This window comes from Gallibacterium genomosp. 1 (genome assembly GCF_000771875.1).
GTDB lineage: Bacteria > Pseudomonadota > Gammaproteobacteria > Enterobacterales > Pasteurellaceae > Gallibacterium.
Genome location: NZ_JPXX01000018.1, coordinates 83,211 through 98,246, shown reverse-complemented (window position 1 = coordinate 98,246; position 15,036 = coordinate 83,211). Strand labels below are relative to the sequence as shown.

Here is a 15,036-nt window from a genome sequence, read left to right as displayed (position 1 = left end):
AGCGGTTTATCTAATAGCATAAGCGATAGAGATAAAGACAAATGCGGTGTATTATACGGGTTTTGTCGCCATTTTGCATTGGAAGGAAAAGGAATGATTGTGTTATTGTCCGCATTATCAGATGGTAAAAAACATTTTTATACTGATCTTTGCCAAGAATTATCCATAACAAAACAAAAACTTATGGAAGATTTGCAACAATTAGATCAACAAGGAATAGAAATTTGTTGTGAAACGGACGGGTGTTATTGGCTAGCTTCGGCAGAGGTGCTGGACAGTGAGTTTTTAACAAAAAATTTGCCACAACAACAGTTGCTTATCCAGCCTGTGATCGATTCTACCAATCAATATTTATTAAACAATTTGCCTAAATTATCAAATAACAGTGTTTGCTTGGCGGAATATCAATTTGCTGGACGTGGTCGGCGTGGTCGTCAGTGGTTATCGCCGTTTGCCGGACAGGTGATAATGAGTTACTACCGTATTTTCTCAACAAATTGTGATATCTCCGGCTTGAGTTTAGCGGTTGGAATGGCGGTAGCTCAAGCATTGACCGAGCTTAACTTACATTCAGTTCAGTTAAAATGGCCGAATGATATTTGGTTAGATGGCAAAAAGTTGGGTGGGATTTTGATTGAGATGAAACATAATCCGCATTTAGCACAAAATCAGGTGGTAATCGGTTTAGGTTTAAATGTCAATTTGCCGAAAAAATTTGTAGTAGATCAACCAATTGCAATGATTAGTAAGCAGAGAAATATAAATCGTAACTTATTGATTGTTAAATTAATTCAACATCTAGCACGGGCATTAGCCTTGTTTGAACAAGAAGGATTATCGGCTTTTATTTCGCAATGGCGACAATATGATGCATTTTATCAAAAGAAAGTGAAATTATTATTGGAAAATCAATTCATTATTGGGATAGAGCAGGGAATAAATGATAAAGGGGAACTATTGTTGAATACGGAAGATAATCAACAACTTAGTTTTTCTATTGGAGAAATTTCATTGCGTCCGATAAATGATCAATCGTGATTGTGATTGTGATTGTGATTGTAGAAAAAGGGGTTTTTGCATAAAATAGCAGCCCATTTTAGCGACAGGGTAAGAATTGTGGCAAAAATAAAATTAATTGTAGGGTTGGGAAATCCAGGCAGTAAATATCAAGATACACGGCATAATGCAGGTGAATGGATGATTACTCGCTTGGCACGCCGTTTTAATGTCAGCCTGAAAGAGGAGAATAAATTTTTCGGCAAAACTGCAATGGCAACCATTTCGGGCAAAGATATTCGCTTGTTGGTACCAACCACTTTTATGAATTTAAGTGGGAAATCAGTCGGTGCATTGGCGAATTTTTATCGTATTTTGCCGGAAGAAATTTTGGTGATTCACGATGAGTTGGATTTACCACCGGGCAGCGTGAAGTTAAAACTTGGCGGCGGACACGGCGGTCATAACGGGTTGAAAGATATTATTGCGCAGTTAGCGAATAACAAAAACTTTTACCGTCTTCGTGTCGGTATCGGGCATCCCGGCGATAAAAATTTGGTGGCGAGTTATGTCTTGAGCAAACCGGCTCCGCAGGATCAACGCTTAATTGATAAAGCGTTGGATGAAGCAGAAAGTTGTATTGATATTTTAATTAAAGATGGAGTCGAAAAAGCGATGAATCGCTTGAATGGCTTCCGAGCTGAATAAGGATAAATTATGGGATTTAAGTGTGGAATTGTCGGTTTACCGAATGTGGGTAAATCAACATTATTTAATGCATTGACGAAAGCGGGAATTGAAGCGGCAAACTATCCATTCTGTACGATTGAGCCGAATACCGGCGTGGTGCCGATGCCTGATCCGCGTTTGGATGAGTTGGCAAAAATTGTGAACCCTCAGCGTGTGTTGCCGACCACGATGGAGTTTGTTGATATTGCCGGTTTGGTAAAAGGCGCTTCTAACGGCGAAGGTTTAGGCAATAAATTCTTGGCCAATATTCGAGAAACCGATGCGATTGGGCATGTTGTACGTTGTTTTGAAAACAATGATATTGTGCACGTTTCAGGGAAAATTGATCCGGCGGATGATATTGAAGTCATTAATACCGAATTGGCATTGGCAGATTTAGAAAGCTGTGAAAAAGCCATTTTGCGTTTGCAAAAGCGTGCTAAAGGCGGCGATAAAGAGGCAAAATTTGAGTTGTCGGTGATGGAAAAATGCTTGCCGGTGCTTGAAAATGCCGGAATGTTACGTTCTATCGGCTTGGATGCGGAAGAGTTGCAAGCGATTAAAAGTTATAACTTTTTAACTTTGAAACCGACAATGTATATTGCCAATGTCAATGAAGATGGTTTTGAAAATAACCCTTATCTTGATCGTGTGCGTGAAATTGCCGAAAAAGAGGGCGCAGTAGTGGTGCCAGTTTGTGCGGCGATTGAGGCGGAAATTGCCGAATTGGAAGATGATGAAAAAATCGAATTCCTACAAGAACTTGGCTTGGAAGAGCCGGGATTAAACCGTGTGATTCGTGCAGGTTATAAGTTATTGAATTTACAAACTTATTTTACTGCCGGCGTTAAAGAAGTGCGTGCTTGGACCGTATCGGTCGGTGCCACCGCACCAAAAGCAGCGGCAGTGATTCACACTGATTTTGAACGCGGTTTTATTCGTGCAGAAGTGATCAGTTATGATGATTTCGTGCAGTATAAAGGTGAAAACGGTGCAAAAGAAGCCGGCAAATGGCGTTTGGAAGGAAAAGATTATATCGTTCAGGACGGCGATGTAATGCACTTCAGATTTAATGTGTAACGCTTGGAATATATTTAAATGGACAGAATGCGTGAGCCATAGCTCACGCATTTTTTATGGTTAAAACAGTTCATTTGAAGTAAAAAAATAGGCAATTTCTCTTTCTGCCGATTGGCTGGAATCTGAACCGTGAACGCTGTTGCGACTGCCATCTAAAGCAAAATCACGGCGTAGCGTACCCATATTGGCTTCAGCCGGATTGGTTTTTCCCATTAAGGCACGATAGTCCGCAATGGCATTCTCTTTTTCCAGCACTAGAACGACTACCGGCGTAGAGGTCATAAAGGCAATTAAATTTGCAAAAAACGGCTTACCTTCGTGTTCAGCATAGAAACCGGCGGCTTGCTGTTGATTTAGATGAACCATTTTCATTGCCACAATGGAAAATTGAGCTTGCTCCAAACGCGAAATAATCGCTCCGATTAAGTGGCGTTCGATAATATCCGGTTTAATAATTGCGAGTGTACGTTCTAATGCCATAAAGATTTCCTATTTTTCAAATGAAATTAATAAGTTAGCTAAAGTTTTCATTCCGATTCCGGTTGCGCCGACTGACCATAATGGGCTTGCTGCTTTACGGAAAGTGGCGGAACAGTCGATATGTAACCAGTTTTGTTGATAATTTTCAACAAAGTGCGACAAAAATGCGGTTGCAGTGCTTGCCCCAGCCGGAGTATTTACGCTCGCCGTATTGGAAATGTCGGCAAAAGATGAACTGATTTGATCACGATGGAACGGTTCAAACGGCAAACGCCAGAACGGTTCGTTTTCTTCTTTTGCGGCAGCCAATAGTGCGGAAACTAAGCGATCATCCATTGAGAGTACGGAGTGATAGTCATTGCCGACAGCTACTTTTGCAGCACCGGTTAGCGTAGCACAATCAATAATAATACTTGGTTTTTGTGCAGAAGACTCAATTAAACCATCAGCTAACACTAAGCGTCCCTCAGCATCAGTATTTAAGACTTCAACAGTAACGCCGTTGCGATATTTGATAATATCACCTAATTTGAATGCTTTACTACTTACTAAATTTTCAGCACAGCATAAGTAAAGTTTTACGCGTTTTGTTAATCCTCGAGCAATGGCAAAACCGAGTGCGCCGGTTAATAGTGCCGCACCACCCATATCTGAACGCATAGAGTCCATACTGTTACTTGGTTTAATGCTATAACCGCCAGAATCGAAAGTAATACCCTTACCGACTAAACAAGCGAAAACGGGTTCATTAGGATTGCCGCTAGGATTGAAATCTAATTGCAGCATCGCCGGTTTATTATGAGAACCTTTACCAACTTCCCAAATACCATTGTAACCACGTTCTTTCAGTTCTTCACGACTAATAATGTGATAACTGACGCAACCTTTTACGGCATAATTATCTGCTTGTTCACTAATAAATTTTGCTGCTCTGCTTGCCAATTCAGTTGGAGTGATGATTTCTGCAGGTAAATTGATGATTTCACGAATAAAATCGCTACAACGAATACGTTCATAAAGCTCCGCTTCATCATCTTCAGCTAAACAAGGAAATTCAATAGAGAAGTTTTGTTTTGCAGTATAAAATCCTTGATAGAATGCCCAGCAATGTTCTAATTGCCAGTTATCGCCAATTAATTCTACCTCTTTGAAATTTTGGTTACGTAATTTACGAGCTGCTTTTTGTATATCATTAATATTCTGTTTTTCAGTAAAGTGAATAATGGTTTGATCGTTTTGAAATGAGATTAATGCATTTTCTCCCCAAACTTCAGATGCTGGCTGTGAGGATAATTGAATTTTCATAGTCATAATGATTTGCCTTAAATAGAAAACAGCGAATTACCGAGGTAATTCGCTGATAAAGGGATTAAAGTACGGAAACGTTTAAAGACGCACCGCTACCGACAAGTTGCACTCTGGCACCCGGCACAAAACTAGGATCTGCTTTTTGTACTACAGCAATACGTTGACCGTCTTCTTTTTGGATTACAAGTTCAACACCGTTAGTTTGATCCAATTTTTGTTCAATTTTATTACCAACAACCGCACCGGCGATAGCACCGACAGCGGTAGCGATAGCTTGTCCCTTACCACCACCGATGGTTGAACCAACAATACCGCCTAATGCACCACCACCGACAGTACCGATAACACCTTGAGAATTGCTTTCTCCTTGAATGGTTACTGGACGTACAGAAATGATGCGTCCATAGCTGACAGCTCTAGCTTCTTTTGCTTGCCCGCCACTGTATACATTGCCACTATAGAGATCAGAATTAGAACAACCTGCCAACGTAACTGCTGTTAATAGACTTGCAATTAAAGTGATCTTTTTCATATTTTTCTCCTATTATATCTGTTCCGACATCACAATTTCTTTAATAGAAAAAGGATGCAATTTAATTGTTGTAAAATTATTTTTATCCGTTAATTTTATGGCAAGTGCTGGATTTGGTAAACCTTCGCCATCTGCTTTATGACAGCTTTTTTTCAAAATAATTCTGTGGGAGTCGATCTTAAGCTTATTTTCTGCACGATGAAACCACTGCTCAACGGATTCATTCTTTAAAAAAGGCAAAACTAATTCAATATGTTCCCAACCTTGTTGTGGATATCTTTTTTCATTTGGAAACGGTAATTCAATGATATTCACTGCTTGATTCAGGATGAATAATGGTTGTGGCAGTTGATAAAGATAAATCGGGCGACCGTTGATCTTGTTATTGCTTAACAGTTCTGCATCAGCAGCAAGTGCTTGTTGCCAAAGTTTGGCAGTATCAAATTCATTCACACGTAATGCAATATGATCGATACAGAGCTTTAATCGATCTAATTGTGTCAGTGTGAGAATTTGCGCAAATAGTTTTTCTGCTTCAACTAATTGGGCTGATAATTCAGGAAATTGTTGTAATAATTTTGCTTCAGTCATAATGCGAGGGTATTTTGTTTTTTATACTTTTCTGATAGTGGAAAGCCTAGTATCATTACAAGTTTAAATTTATCGTTTAAATTCAATAAGGCATATATTTGTGAATATTCAAACCATTCTATCTGAAAAAATTAAACAAGCAATGATTGCCGCCGGCGCGGATCAGCAAAGTGAGGCTTTGGTTCGTCCGTCAAGCAAAGCGCAGTTTGGTGATTATCAAGCAAACGGCGTGATGGCGGCAGCAAAGAAATTGGCAATACCGCCACGTGATTTGGCACAAAAAGTGGTGGAAAATCTTGATCTTGGTGAAATGATTGAAAAAGTGGAAATTGCCGGACCGGGATTTATCAATATTTTTCTTAATCCTGCTTGGTTGGCGACACAAACCAATAAAATGTTGGCGGATCACCATTTTTTAATTTCGCCGGTAAAAGCGCAAACTATTGTGGCGGATTATTCAGCGCCGAACGTGGCAAAAGAGATGCACGTCGGGCATTTACGTTCAACCATTATCGGTGATGCGGTAGTGCGTACGTTGGAATTTGTCGGACATAATGTTATTCGAGCTAATCACGTAGGTGATTGGGGAACACAGTTTGGAATGTTGATTGCTTATTTAGAAAAAATGCAGAATGAAAATGCATCCGATATGGAATTAAGCGATTTGGAAGCATTCTATCGTGAAGCGAAAAAACATTACGATGAAGATGAGGTTTTTGCCGAAAAAGCTCGTGGTTATGTGGTGAAGTTGCAAGGCGGTGATGAATATTGTCGTAAGATGTGGCGCAAGTTGGTTGATATTACGATGAAACAGAATCAACGCAATTACGATCGCCTAAATGTGACGCTTACCGATAAGGATGTTATGGGAGAAAGCCTTTATAACCCAATGTTGCCGGGCATTGTTGCCGATTTGGAAGCAAAAGGATTAGCGGTGAAAGATGATGGCGCAGTAGTGGTGTTTTTAAATGAGTTTAAAAATAAAGAGGGTGATCCGCTAGGCGTTATTATTCAGAAGAAGGATGGCGGTTATCTTTATGCGACTACCGATATCGCCTGTGCAAAATATCGTTATGAAACTTTGCACGCCGACCGTATTCTCTATTTTACCGATAGTCGTCAAAGCCAACATTTACAACAGGTTTGGTTAATTGTGCGTAAAGCAGGATATGTACCGGAAAGCGTAACTTGGGAGCATTTCAATTTCGGAATGATGTTGGGTAAAGATAATAAACCGTTTAAAACACGTACCGGTGGCACAGTTAAATTATCTGATCTGTTGGATGAAGCAGTAGAGCGTGCAGAAAAATTGATCAGTGAGAAATCAACCAATTTAAGCGCTGAAGAACAACGTCAAGTGGCGGAAGTAGTTGGTATTGGGGCTGTGAAATACGCTGACTTATCAAAAAACCGCACTACCGATTATGTGTTTGATTGGGATAATATGTTGACGTTTGAAGGCAATACCGCACCTTATATTCAGTATGCTTACACGCGTATCCGTTCTATTTTTGCCAATAGTGGCATTGATCCTCAGCAGTTGGCAGGTGAAATTCAAATTAAGGATGATAAAGAGCGTCAGTTAGCGTTAACTTTATTGAAATTTGAAGAAGCGATTAACACTGTAGTGAAAGAGGGTACGCCTCACGTTTTATGCGCTTATCTTTATGATTTAGCAGGGGCATTTTCTTCCTTCTATGAACATTGCCCAATCTTAAATCAAGCGGAAGAGGTCAAACAAAGTCGTTTGAAATTGGCAGCATTAACGGCGAAAGTGTTAAAACAGGGATTGGATCTGTTAGGCATTAAAACTGTCGAAAAAATGTAATTTCCGTTGTCGGTGCGGTGACAATGCCGCACCGGATCTTGTGCTTATCCTATTATGACAAATCAGCAACAACTCATCTCTCAATTACAGCAACAATTACAGCTTTTCTACCGTTGTGACGGTGAGCAGATTATTAAGCAGAAGTTTGAACGTACCGTTTTTGCAGAATCGGGACAGCCGTTACGCTACTACATTGCGCAAATTGAACAAAATATCGCTCGCTTGGCAACCTTAGATAAGGTTGAGGTAGTTGCTTATTTGGCGGAGCAAATCAGTATTCAGTTCCGAGTGTTGTTGGAGGCTTTGCAACGAACCGAAAGATCAGCGAAAAAACCAGAAACGGCAGCAGCCCAGCCACAAAAAACAGAGAAAAAACAGTATGATGTTTTTCAATTACCGGCAGAGGAGAGAATTCATAAATATTATGAATTTTTAACGCGTTTTAATGATCGCATTGCTGATTTGGAACAACAGCAACAACTAGCGCCGAGAGAGCAGAAACCTCTCTTTCAGCAACAGCTTGCACTATTGCAACAACGGCGACAACGTTGTCTTGCCGCCATTGAACAATTGGAAGAATACCTAGAATTTAAGGCTTCTCAAGCCAAAAGCGAATTAAATTAAGTTACTGATAAAGATTACAATAATGACAAGTGGCACGATATATTTAACATAGCTGAACCACCATTGTGCCAACTTGGAATTTTCGCCTAATCTCAATTCTCGTTTAGCTTCATCTTTCATTACAAAACCGACAAAAACAGCACAGAATAGCGCAGTGAGCATAAAGAGAATATTGCCACTGACAAAATCAAAAGCATCGAAAATATTTTTGCCGAAGAAATGAATGTCGTGCCAAGGACCGTAACTTAAAATTGAGGGTACATTGCCGAGAAGGAAGATCGCACCGAGAACGAATAGAATCGCTAAACGGCGATTAATTTTTGTTTTTTCCTGCAAGGCGGTAATTAAAACTTCATAAATGGTAAGAGAAGTAGTTAATGCAGCAATCAGTAATAAACTAAAGAAGATCACGGCAAAAAATTTACCAGCCCACATATGAGAAAATACGATTGGTAAACTTTGGAATACCAATGTTGGCCCTGAATTTGGTGCAATACCAAACGTGAAAAGTGATGGGAAGATCATAAAACCTGCCAATACAGCAATAATGGTATTGACGCAGCCGGTAATCACAGCAGTTTGTACCAGATTTTCCCCTTTTTTAAGATAACTGGAGAGTGTAACAATAACACCGAAACCTAAACTTAAAGCGAAAAAGACTTGCCCTAAGACAAACACGAAAAGTTGTGGTGTGATTTTAGAGAAATCAGGTTTGAGATAGAACACAATGCCTTGCCAAGCACCCGGCAGTGTAACATTACGAATCACCATACAGATTAAAAAGATAAATAATAGCGGCATCAAATATTTCACCGATTTTTCAATGCCGTCAATCACCCCTTTCACCAGAATCACATAGTTAACCAAGACAAATAAAAAGGTGTACAGGCTAATCATTGCCGGATTATCCATAATGGTAGCTTGGAAGAAATTTTTCGTGGTGTCGGCAGTAATTGGTGTGCTGATGTCCAAAGCGCCACTGAGCAAACTGACGATATAATTAATCACCCAACCGCCGAGCACCATATAGTACGCCATAATACAAAACGCACCGAGCACGCTGAGATAACCGACAAGTTTCCAATAGCGAGGGATAGGTTTATGGTGAATGTTTCCGCTGAAAGAATCGATAGCATTAACGCGAATGCGCCGACCAATAACATTTTCAACCAGAATCATTGGAATGCCGATCACAATCATTGCAATACAGAATAGTAATACATAAGCGCCACCACCGCTTTCACCGACCAGATAGGGAAAACGCCAAGTAGCACCAAAACCGACAGTTGCACCGGCTACGGTTAAAACATAAGTCAGTCGGTTTGACCAAGTCTGTCTTTCTGTGTGAGTCGTCATATTATCCTCCTGTAGTTTTTAGTATTCGGTTTTATCTTTAAATTCACACAGATCTTCAATTAAACAGGCACCGCAACGGGGTTTACGAGCGATACAGGTGTAGCGTCCGTGTAAAATGAGCCAGTGATGAACATCGACTTTGAATTCATCAGGAACAACTTTTAATAATTTTTTTTCAACGGCAAGAACATCTTTACCGGGAGCGAAACCGGTACGATTGGCGACACGAAAAATATGAGTGTCAACGGCAATCGTTGGCCAACCAAAAGCAGTATTCAACACCACATTTGCAGTTTTACGCCCAACGCCCGGCAAAGATTCCAATGCTTCACGTGATTCCGGAACCTCGCCATTATACTTTTCAATTAACACTCGACAAGTTTTTATAATATTTTCAGCTTTACTATTATATAAACCGATAGTTTTTATATAATTTTTTAAACCATCTACACCTAAATCAAGAATTGCCTGCGGTGTATTCGCGATCGGAAATAATTTTGCAGTGGCTTTGTTTACACCAACGTCAGTCGCTTGTGCCGATAAAATAACGGCAATCAGCAGCTCAAAAACCGAATGATATTTTAATTCGGTGGTAGGGTGCGGATTAGCATCACGCAAACGAGTGAGAATTTCTATTCTTTTTTGTTGGTTCATTATTTGTTCCGTTCAATAATGTTTTTTAGTGCTAACAGTGTTCCTAAGCCAAGGAAAGCGCCGGGCGGCAAAATCGCAAGTAAAAAATGGCTGTCGGCGTGAAATAGAGTGATTTTCAGTGCCTTTGCCGATTCACCGAATAGCTGTTCCATACCGCTGAACAGCGTGCCGCTACCGATCGCTTCACGTAATGCGCCTAATACGACCAAACTTAGCGTCATTCCCAATCCCATTGAGAAACCGTCGAACATTGCGTGCCATAAACTGTTTTTTGAGGCATAGGCTTCGGCTCGACCGATGACGATACAGTTGGTAACAATGAGTGGAATAAAAATCCCTAATGATTGATAAAGCGAATAAGTATATGCATTCATTGCTAGCTGCACGATAGTTACAGTTGAAGCAATAATCATCACATAAATCGGAATACGAATAGCTTTAGGAATAAGGTGCCGGCATAAAGAAACCATACTGTTAGTACAAATCAACACTAGCATTGTTGCTAAACCAAGCCCTAACGCATTAGCAACAGAATTGGACACTGCCAATAATGGACACAATCCTAATAATTGTACTAATGCGGCGTTATTCTTCCATACACCTTGAATAAACAAAGTTTTCCAAACGGAATTGGCACTATCAGTGTGAGTAGTTACTTCTGAAGTACTATGATTCATTCAACACCTCTTTACTTAATTGCAACGATTGTAATCTTCAGGGTTAAATGCAAATGGTTGAGAGAGTAATTGCAGTAACCCTTTTTTCACTGCATTAACAACCGCTCGTGGAGTAATAGTTGCGCCGGCAAATTGATCAAATTCACCACCATCTTTTTTTACTGCCCATTTGTCTAACTCATTAAGATTAAATTGTTTATTGCTGAAGGCTAAGATCCAGTCGGAAAGCCGTGTTTCGATCTTATCACCCAATCCGGGTGTTTCGTGATGTTCCAAGACACGGACTCCTAACACTTCACGTTCAGGTGTTACTGCCACCAAAATACGAATATTACCTGAGTAACCATCCGGTGCGGTGGTTTCAAACAGATAAGCAACGGTTTTATTCTGTTTTTTTGCCAAATAAAGTTTAGAAATATCGGCTAACTGCTTGTTATTATTTGGAATGTAGCACGATTTTAACAGATCATTATCAGCAAAATTTGGTGGTAGCACTTCAGATAAAAGTTGTTTCTGTTGATTTTCCATTACTCGTTGAATTTTATCTTGTGTTAATGAGTACATTGCCAATGTGATTAAAGTGCAAACCAAAGCAACAAAGGCTAAGATTAAAGCATAGTTAATGGTTGTACGTTTTAGCGTTGCCATTTTTTCTCCTTAGCGGCCATAAAGACGGGGACGAGTGTAATGATCGATTAACGGAACACAAATGTTGCTCAATAAAACAGCAAATGCTACGCCGTCAGGATAACCACCATAGAAGCGGATAACATAAAGTAAGAGACCGATTAAACTACCAAATAATAATTTCCCTTTCGGTGTGATAGAGGCCGTTACCGGATCGGTGGCAATAAAAAAAGCACCGAACATCGTTGCACCGGAAAAAAGTTGCCATAACGGTGATGGATAAGTTTGGGGTGCGATCAACCAAGTTGCTGTAGCCAAAATGGCTAAGGTGAGCAACATTGCAAAAGGAATTTGCCAGTGAATCACTTTTTTCCATATAAGGAAAAGACCACCGACCAGAAATGCAAGATTAACTTGCCACCAACCGATCCCCATCGTGATAGTAAGGATATCATGCAAATTGTCGTGTTGAAAAATTGGTGAAGCCGCGATATGACCCAATGTTAGATGATTTTTTATTCCGGTTTTAACGCTATCTAATGGAGTTGCTTGAGTGATGCCGTCAATCGTAGAGGTAAGTTGATGTAGGCTGTAGCCATCACTGGTAACACCTTGAAATATCAATAAATAAGCATCTTTAAATCCGGTAGGTTCAATTAATAAATGATTTGGCAATGCCCAAGCGGTCATCTGTGCCGGAAAAGATACCAACAGAATAGCGTACCCTACCATTGCCGGATTAAAAGGATTTTGTCCAAGTCCGCCATAAACTTGCTTACCTAAAATAACAGCACAAAAAATGCCAAGCAGAATTATCCAATAGGGAGCATAAGGTGGAATGGCAACTGCTAAAATAATAGCTGTCAAGATGACGCTCATATCCGATAAATCAGCAAAATTTTTCTTAGTGCGTAATCTAGTTACAATCCACTCCAGTAAAATAGCGAAAATCACAGCTAATAACAGTTGAATTAAAGTACCGAAACCAAAGTAGTAGATTTGTACCATAATTGCTGGAATCATTGCTACAATTACCCACAACATTACTTTTGCGGTCAAGCTATGGGAATGTACATGAGGAGAACTTGCCATTCTAAACATTATCTTGATTTCCTTCTCTTACTGCTTTTTTTGCCTTTGCTCTGGCTATTGCTGCTGCAATCGCCGCTTTTCTAGGATCTGTATGTTGATGATTATCAATAGAATGATGATCGGCACTAGGATTTTGTTGCTGATCTAATGTTTCGTCTGTTGTTATTAAAATGACTTTTTCTGCTTCCGCAAGCGTTTGTGCTTTTTTCGCTTTAGCTCTGGCAATGGCGGCTTTACGTGGATCGGTATCTGCACTGCTTTCAGTTGCCACTGAAGAAGATTCGGCAGCACTATTGCTGTTTTCCGCTTGCTGTGCTTTTTTCGCTTTAGCTCTGGCAATGGCAGCGGCGATAGCGGCTTTACGCGGATCGGTATCTGTGAGGCTTTCAGCTACCACCGAAGAAGATTCAGCGTTGGTATTCCTGTTTTCCGTTTGTTGTGCTTTTTTCGCTTTTGCTCTAGCAATAGCAGCGGCGATAGCAGCTTTACGCGGATCGGTATCTGCGTTGTTTTCAGCAGCTACCGAAGAAGATTCGGCAGCGCTATTGCTGTTGTCCGTTTGTTGTGCTTTTTTCGCTTTAGCTCTGGCAATGGCGGCGGCGATAGCGGCTTTACGCGGATCAGTATCTGCGTTGTTTTCAGCAGCTACCGAAGAAGATTCGGCAGCACTATTGCTGTTTTCCGATTGCTGCGCTTTTTTCGCTTTAGCTCTGGCAATGGCAGCGGCAATAGCGGCTTGTTTATTCTCTTTATCCGTTGTTGCCAATGATGTCGGTTGACCGGTTTGTGTTTGTGCCTGTTTGGCTAAACGGCGCGCTTTACGAGCTGCCATAATATCGCTGTTATCAGGCAATATTTCACCTTTATCGTTGGTGATAGTTTTGATTTGTGGTGTTGCATTAGTTGCCTGTTTTTGACGAACACGTTCCAATGCAGCTTGTACAGGATCAACGCCTTGTTGTTTTGCCATCTCTGCTCGACGAGCTTCCGCCGCTAATTGAGTTCGGCGATCTCGCTCCTGTTTTTCCCGTTTCATTCGAGCCTGTTTAGCTTCAAAACGGACTTTCGCCTCTTCCGCCAGTTTTGCTTTTAATTTTAATTCTGCGATTTTGGCTTTTTCTTGGCGAAAATATTGGATCAGCGGAATATTGCTCGGGCAGACATAGGCACAAACGCCACATTCAATGCAATCTTTTAGGTTGTACTGTTCTGATTTTTCGTGATCTTCACTGCGCGCAAACCAATAGAGTTGCTGTGGCATCAATTTAATTGGACAGTGATCGGAACAGGCAGAACAGCGAATACAATTACGCTCTTGCGGCGGCGGCTGATATTCAAAATGATCCGGCGCAATTAAGCAGTTAGTCACTTTGGTTACCGGCGAGTTGAGATTCGGTAAAATAAATCCCATCATCGGTCCGCCCATAAAGACAGGAAAACGATCATCATATTGATAACCGGCTTGTTGTAACAGGTGATAAATTGGTGTCCCTATTCTTGCCCAAACATTACGAGGTTGCGGAATTTTATCACCGGTCAGTGTTACCACGCGTTCAATGAGCGGTTCGTCATCAATAATCGCTTTTTTTACCGCAAAGGCAGTGGCAACATTGTTCATTAACACGCCAATTTGCGAAGAGCGACCATTATTCGGCACTTCCAGACCGGTTAAAACTTGAATTAATTGTTTCGCCGCACCGGAAGGATATTTGGTTGGAATCACGCGAATTTCAATATCGTTAGCACCGGATAGGGCTTGTTGCATAGCCTCAATAGCTTCTGCTTTATTATCTTCGATTGCCAACACCACTTTTTGCGGCCGTAAAATATAACGCAGAATCCGAATGCCTTCGAGAATATCAAGACTGCGATCACGCATTAAGCGATCATCACAGGTAATATAAGGTTCGCACTCTGCGCCGTTAATAATTAATAATTTAACTTTGTTTTCCGCACTGGCGATTTTAGATGCAGTCGGGAATACTGCTCCGCCTAAGCCGGCAATGCCGGCTTGATAGATTTTTTGTAGCAATTGTTCAGGTGGTACAGTAAGAAAATCTTCGATAGGTTGGCGTTCACGCCACTGATCTTTACCGTCAGCTTGTAAGGTGATGGTGGTTTCAGGTAATCCAGACGGATGCGAAGAGGCATAACCGCCGATAGCGGTTATGGTGCCGGAAGTGGGGGCGTGTACGGGTAACGTGCGATAATCATCGCCTTGAGTTAAGGCTTGCCCTTTTAGTACATAATCACCAACTTGAACTAAGAGCTGACCAGCTTTACCGGCGTGCTGTTTCAATGCAATGTAGTAAGTGTTAGGTAGTTTTAATCGGGAAAGTCTAGTGCCATTCGATTGCTGTTTCATTTCCGGTGGATGAATCCCGCCGGGAAAATCCCATAATCGATTTTTATTTATTCTGGTTAATACATCATCTAACATCTTAACTTTCCTATGATTTTAC

15 protein-coding genes are annotated in these 15,036 nt (G+C 40.8%); 5 read left to right on the top strand and 10 right to left on the bottom strand.

Features of this window, described 5'->3' with window-relative positions; all coding sequences use genetic code 11:
• Positions 1-93: 93 nt before the first annotated feature.
• The 3 genes from birA (at position 94) to ychF (ending at position 2,805) form a co-directional block, all read left to right on the top strand.
• Entirely contained in the window at positions 94-1,038 is a 945-nt protein-coding gene (gene birA, locus JP36_RS06220; protein ID WP_039173056.1) for a bifunctional biotin--[acetyl-CoA-carboxylase] ligase/biotin operon repressor BirA, read from the top strand.
• A gap of 78 nt (positions 1,039-1,116) precedes the next feature.
• A complete protein-coding gene (gene pth / locus JP36_RS06215) occupies positions 1,117-1,704 on the top strand; it encodes an aminoacyl-tRNA hydrolase (RefSeq protein WP_039173053.1) in 588 nt (195 codons plus the stop codon).
• A 9-nt stretch (positions 1,705-1,713) separates the two neighbouring features.
• Positions 1,714-2,805, top strand: a complete 1,092-nt coding sequence (gene ychF, locus JP36_RS06210; protein ID WP_013746502.1) for a redox-regulated ATPase YchF — start codon at positions 1,714-1,716, stop codon at positions 2,803-2,805.
• A gap of 60 nt (positions 2,806-2,865) precedes the next feature.
• Here the strand turns inward: ychF and ndk are convergent, their stop codons facing one another.
• From ndk to JP36_RS06190, 4 genes are read right to left on the bottom strand one after another with little or no spacing between them, the layout of a single operon-like run.
• Positions 2,866-3,285: a nucleoside-diphosphate kinase gene (ndk, locus tag JP36_RS06205; RefSeq protein WP_013746503.1), complete on the bottom strand. Its 420-nt coding sequence runs from the start codon at positions 3,283-3,285 to the stop codon at positions 2,866-2,868.
• A 9-nt stretch (positions 3,286-3,294) separates the two neighbouring features.
• Positions 3,295-4,596 carry an aminopeptidase PepB gene (gene pepB / locus JP36_RS06200; RefSeq protein ID WP_039173050.1) on the bottom strand — a complete coding sequence of 434 codons (1,302 nt, stop codon included), beginning with the start codon at positions 4,594-4,596 and terminating at the stop codon, positions 3,295-3,297.
• Between the two features lie 58 nt (positions 4,597-4,654).
• The gene (locus JP36_RS06195) at positions 4,655-5,125 is read right to left on the bottom strand and encodes a glycine zipper 2TM domain-containing protein (protein ID WP_039173048.1); all 471 of its coding nucleotides are present in this window, start codon (positions 5,123-5,125) and stop codon (positions 4,655-4,657) included.
• A gap of 12 nt (positions 5,126-5,137) precedes the next feature.
• Positions 5,138-5,716, bottom strand: coding sequence for a VOC family protein (locus JP36_RS06190; RefSeq protein WP_039173045.1), 579 nt, complete (start codon positions 5,714-5,716; stop codon positions 5,138-5,140).
• Between the two features lie 100 nt (positions 5,717-5,816).
• Here JP36_RS06190 and argS point away from each other — a divergent pair, with 100 nt between their 5' ends.
• Together argS and priC are read left to right on the top strand one after the other, a co-directional pair.
• A complete protein-coding gene (gene argS, locus JP36_RS06185) occupies positions 5,817-7,544 on the top strand; it encodes an arginine--tRNA ligase (protein ID WP_039173043.1) in 1,728 nt (575 codons plus the stop codon).
• Between the two features lie 54 nt (positions 7,545-7,598).
• Complete coding sequence (gene priC, locus JP36_RS06180; RefSeq protein WP_039173040.1) at positions 7,599-8,168, top strand: primosomal replication protein PriC; 570 nt, start codon at positions 7,599-7,601, stop codon at positions 8,166-8,168.
• Here priC and JP36_RS06175 read toward each other — a convergent pair.
• Genes JP36_RS06175 through rsxC form a run of 6 tightly spaced genes read right to left on the bottom strand, consistent with a single transcriptional unit; the run spans position 8,160 to position 15,014 of the window.
• Positions 8,160-9,524 (bottom strand): sodium-dependent transporter, encoded by a 1,365-nt coding sequence (locus JP36_RS06175; RefSeq protein WP_039173036.1) that lies wholly within the window; start codon positions 9,522-9,524, stop codon positions 8,160-8,162. The two genes, priC and JP36_RS06175, sit on opposite strands and share 9 nt — an antisense overlap.
• An 18-nt stretch (positions 9,525-9,542) precedes the next feature.
• Positions 9,543-10,178, bottom strand: coding sequence for an endonuclease III (gene nth / locus JP36_RS06170; RefSeq protein ID WP_013746510.1), 636 nt, complete (start codon positions 10,176-10,178; stop codon positions 9,543-9,545).
• The gene (locus JP36_RS06165; RefSeq protein WP_039134164.1) at positions 10,178-10,855 is read right to left on the bottom strand and encodes an electron transport complex subunit E; all 678 of its coding nucleotides are present in this window, start codon (positions 10,853-10,855) and stop codon (positions 10,178-10,180) included. The genes nth and JP36_RS06165 overlap by 1 nt, the downstream gene beginning before the upstream one ends.
• A gap of 15 nt (positions 10,856-10,870) precedes the next feature.
• Positions 10,871-11,503 (bottom strand): electron transport complex subunit RsxG, encoded by a 633-nt coding sequence (gene rsxG, locus JP36_RS06160; RefSeq protein ID WP_039134168.1) that lies wholly within the window; start codon positions 11,501-11,503, stop codon positions 10,871-10,873.
• Between the two features lie 9 nt (positions 11,504-11,512).
• Complete coding sequence (rsxD, locus tag JP36_RS06155) at positions 11,513-12,583, bottom strand: electron transport complex subunit RsxD (RefSeq protein WP_039173032.1); 1,071 nt, start codon at positions 12,581-12,583, stop codon at positions 11,513-11,515.
• A complete protein-coding gene (rsxC, locus tag JP36_RS06150) occupies positions 12,576-15,014 on the bottom strand; it encodes an electron transport complex subunit RsxC (RefSeq protein ID WP_039173029.1) in 2,439 nt (812 codons plus the stop codon). Before rsxC ends, rsxD begins: the two co-directional genes overlap by 8 nt.
• Between the last annotated feature and the right edge of the window lie 22 nt (positions 15,015-15,036).

Excerpts from the sequence above, each read along its gene's own strand:
- birA (WP_039173056.1), top strand. The coding sequence starts at position 94 with ATGATTGTGTTATTGTCCGCATTATCAGATGGTAAAAAACATTTTTAT.
- JP36_RS06165 (WP_039134164.1), bottom strand. The coding sequence starts at position 10,855 with ATGAATCATAGTACTTCAGAAGTAACTACTCACACTGATAGTGCCAAT.
- ychF (WP_013746502.1), top strand. The coding sequence starts at position 1,714 with ATGGGATTTAAGTGTGGAATTGTCGGTTTACCGAATGTGGGTAAATCA.
- pepB (WP_039173050.1), bottom strand. The coding sequence starts at position 4,596 with ATGACTATGAAAATTCAATTATCCTCACAGCCAGCATCTGAAGTTTGG.
- rsxD (WP_039173032.1), bottom strand. The coding sequence starts at position 12,583 with ATGTTTAGAATGGCAAGTTCTCCTCATGTACATTCCCATAGCTTGACC.
- rsxG (WP_039134168.1), bottom strand. The coding sequence starts at position 11,503 with ATGGCAACGCTAAAACGTACAACCATTAACTATGCTTTAATCTTAGCC.
- ndk (WP_013746503.1), bottom strand. The coding sequence starts at position 3,285 with ATGGCATTAGAACGTACACTCGCAATTATTAAACCGGATATTATCGAA.
- rsxC (WP_039173029.1), bottom strand. The coding sequence starts at position 15,014 with ATGTTAGATGATGTATTAACCAGAATAAATAAAAATCGATTATGGGAT.
- priC (WP_039173040.1), top strand. The coding sequence starts at position 7,599 with ATGACAAATCAGCAACAACTCATCTCTCAATTACAGCAACAATTACAG.
- JP36_RS06190 (WP_039173045.1), bottom strand. The coding sequence starts at position 5,716 with ATGACTGAAGCAAAATTATTACAACAATTTCCTGAATTATCAGCCCAA.
- JP36_RS06175 (WP_039173036.1), bottom strand. The coding sequence starts at position 9,524 with ATGACGACTCACACAGAAAGACAGACTTGGTCAAACCGACTGACTTAT.
- nth (WP_013746510.1), bottom strand. The coding sequence starts at position 10,178 with ATGAACCAACAAAAAAGAATAGAAATTCTCACTCGTTTGCGTGATGCT.
- JP36_RS06195 (WP_039173048.1), bottom strand. The coding sequence starts at position 5,125 with ATGAAAAAGATCACTTTAATTGCAAGTCTATTAACAGCAGTTACGTTG.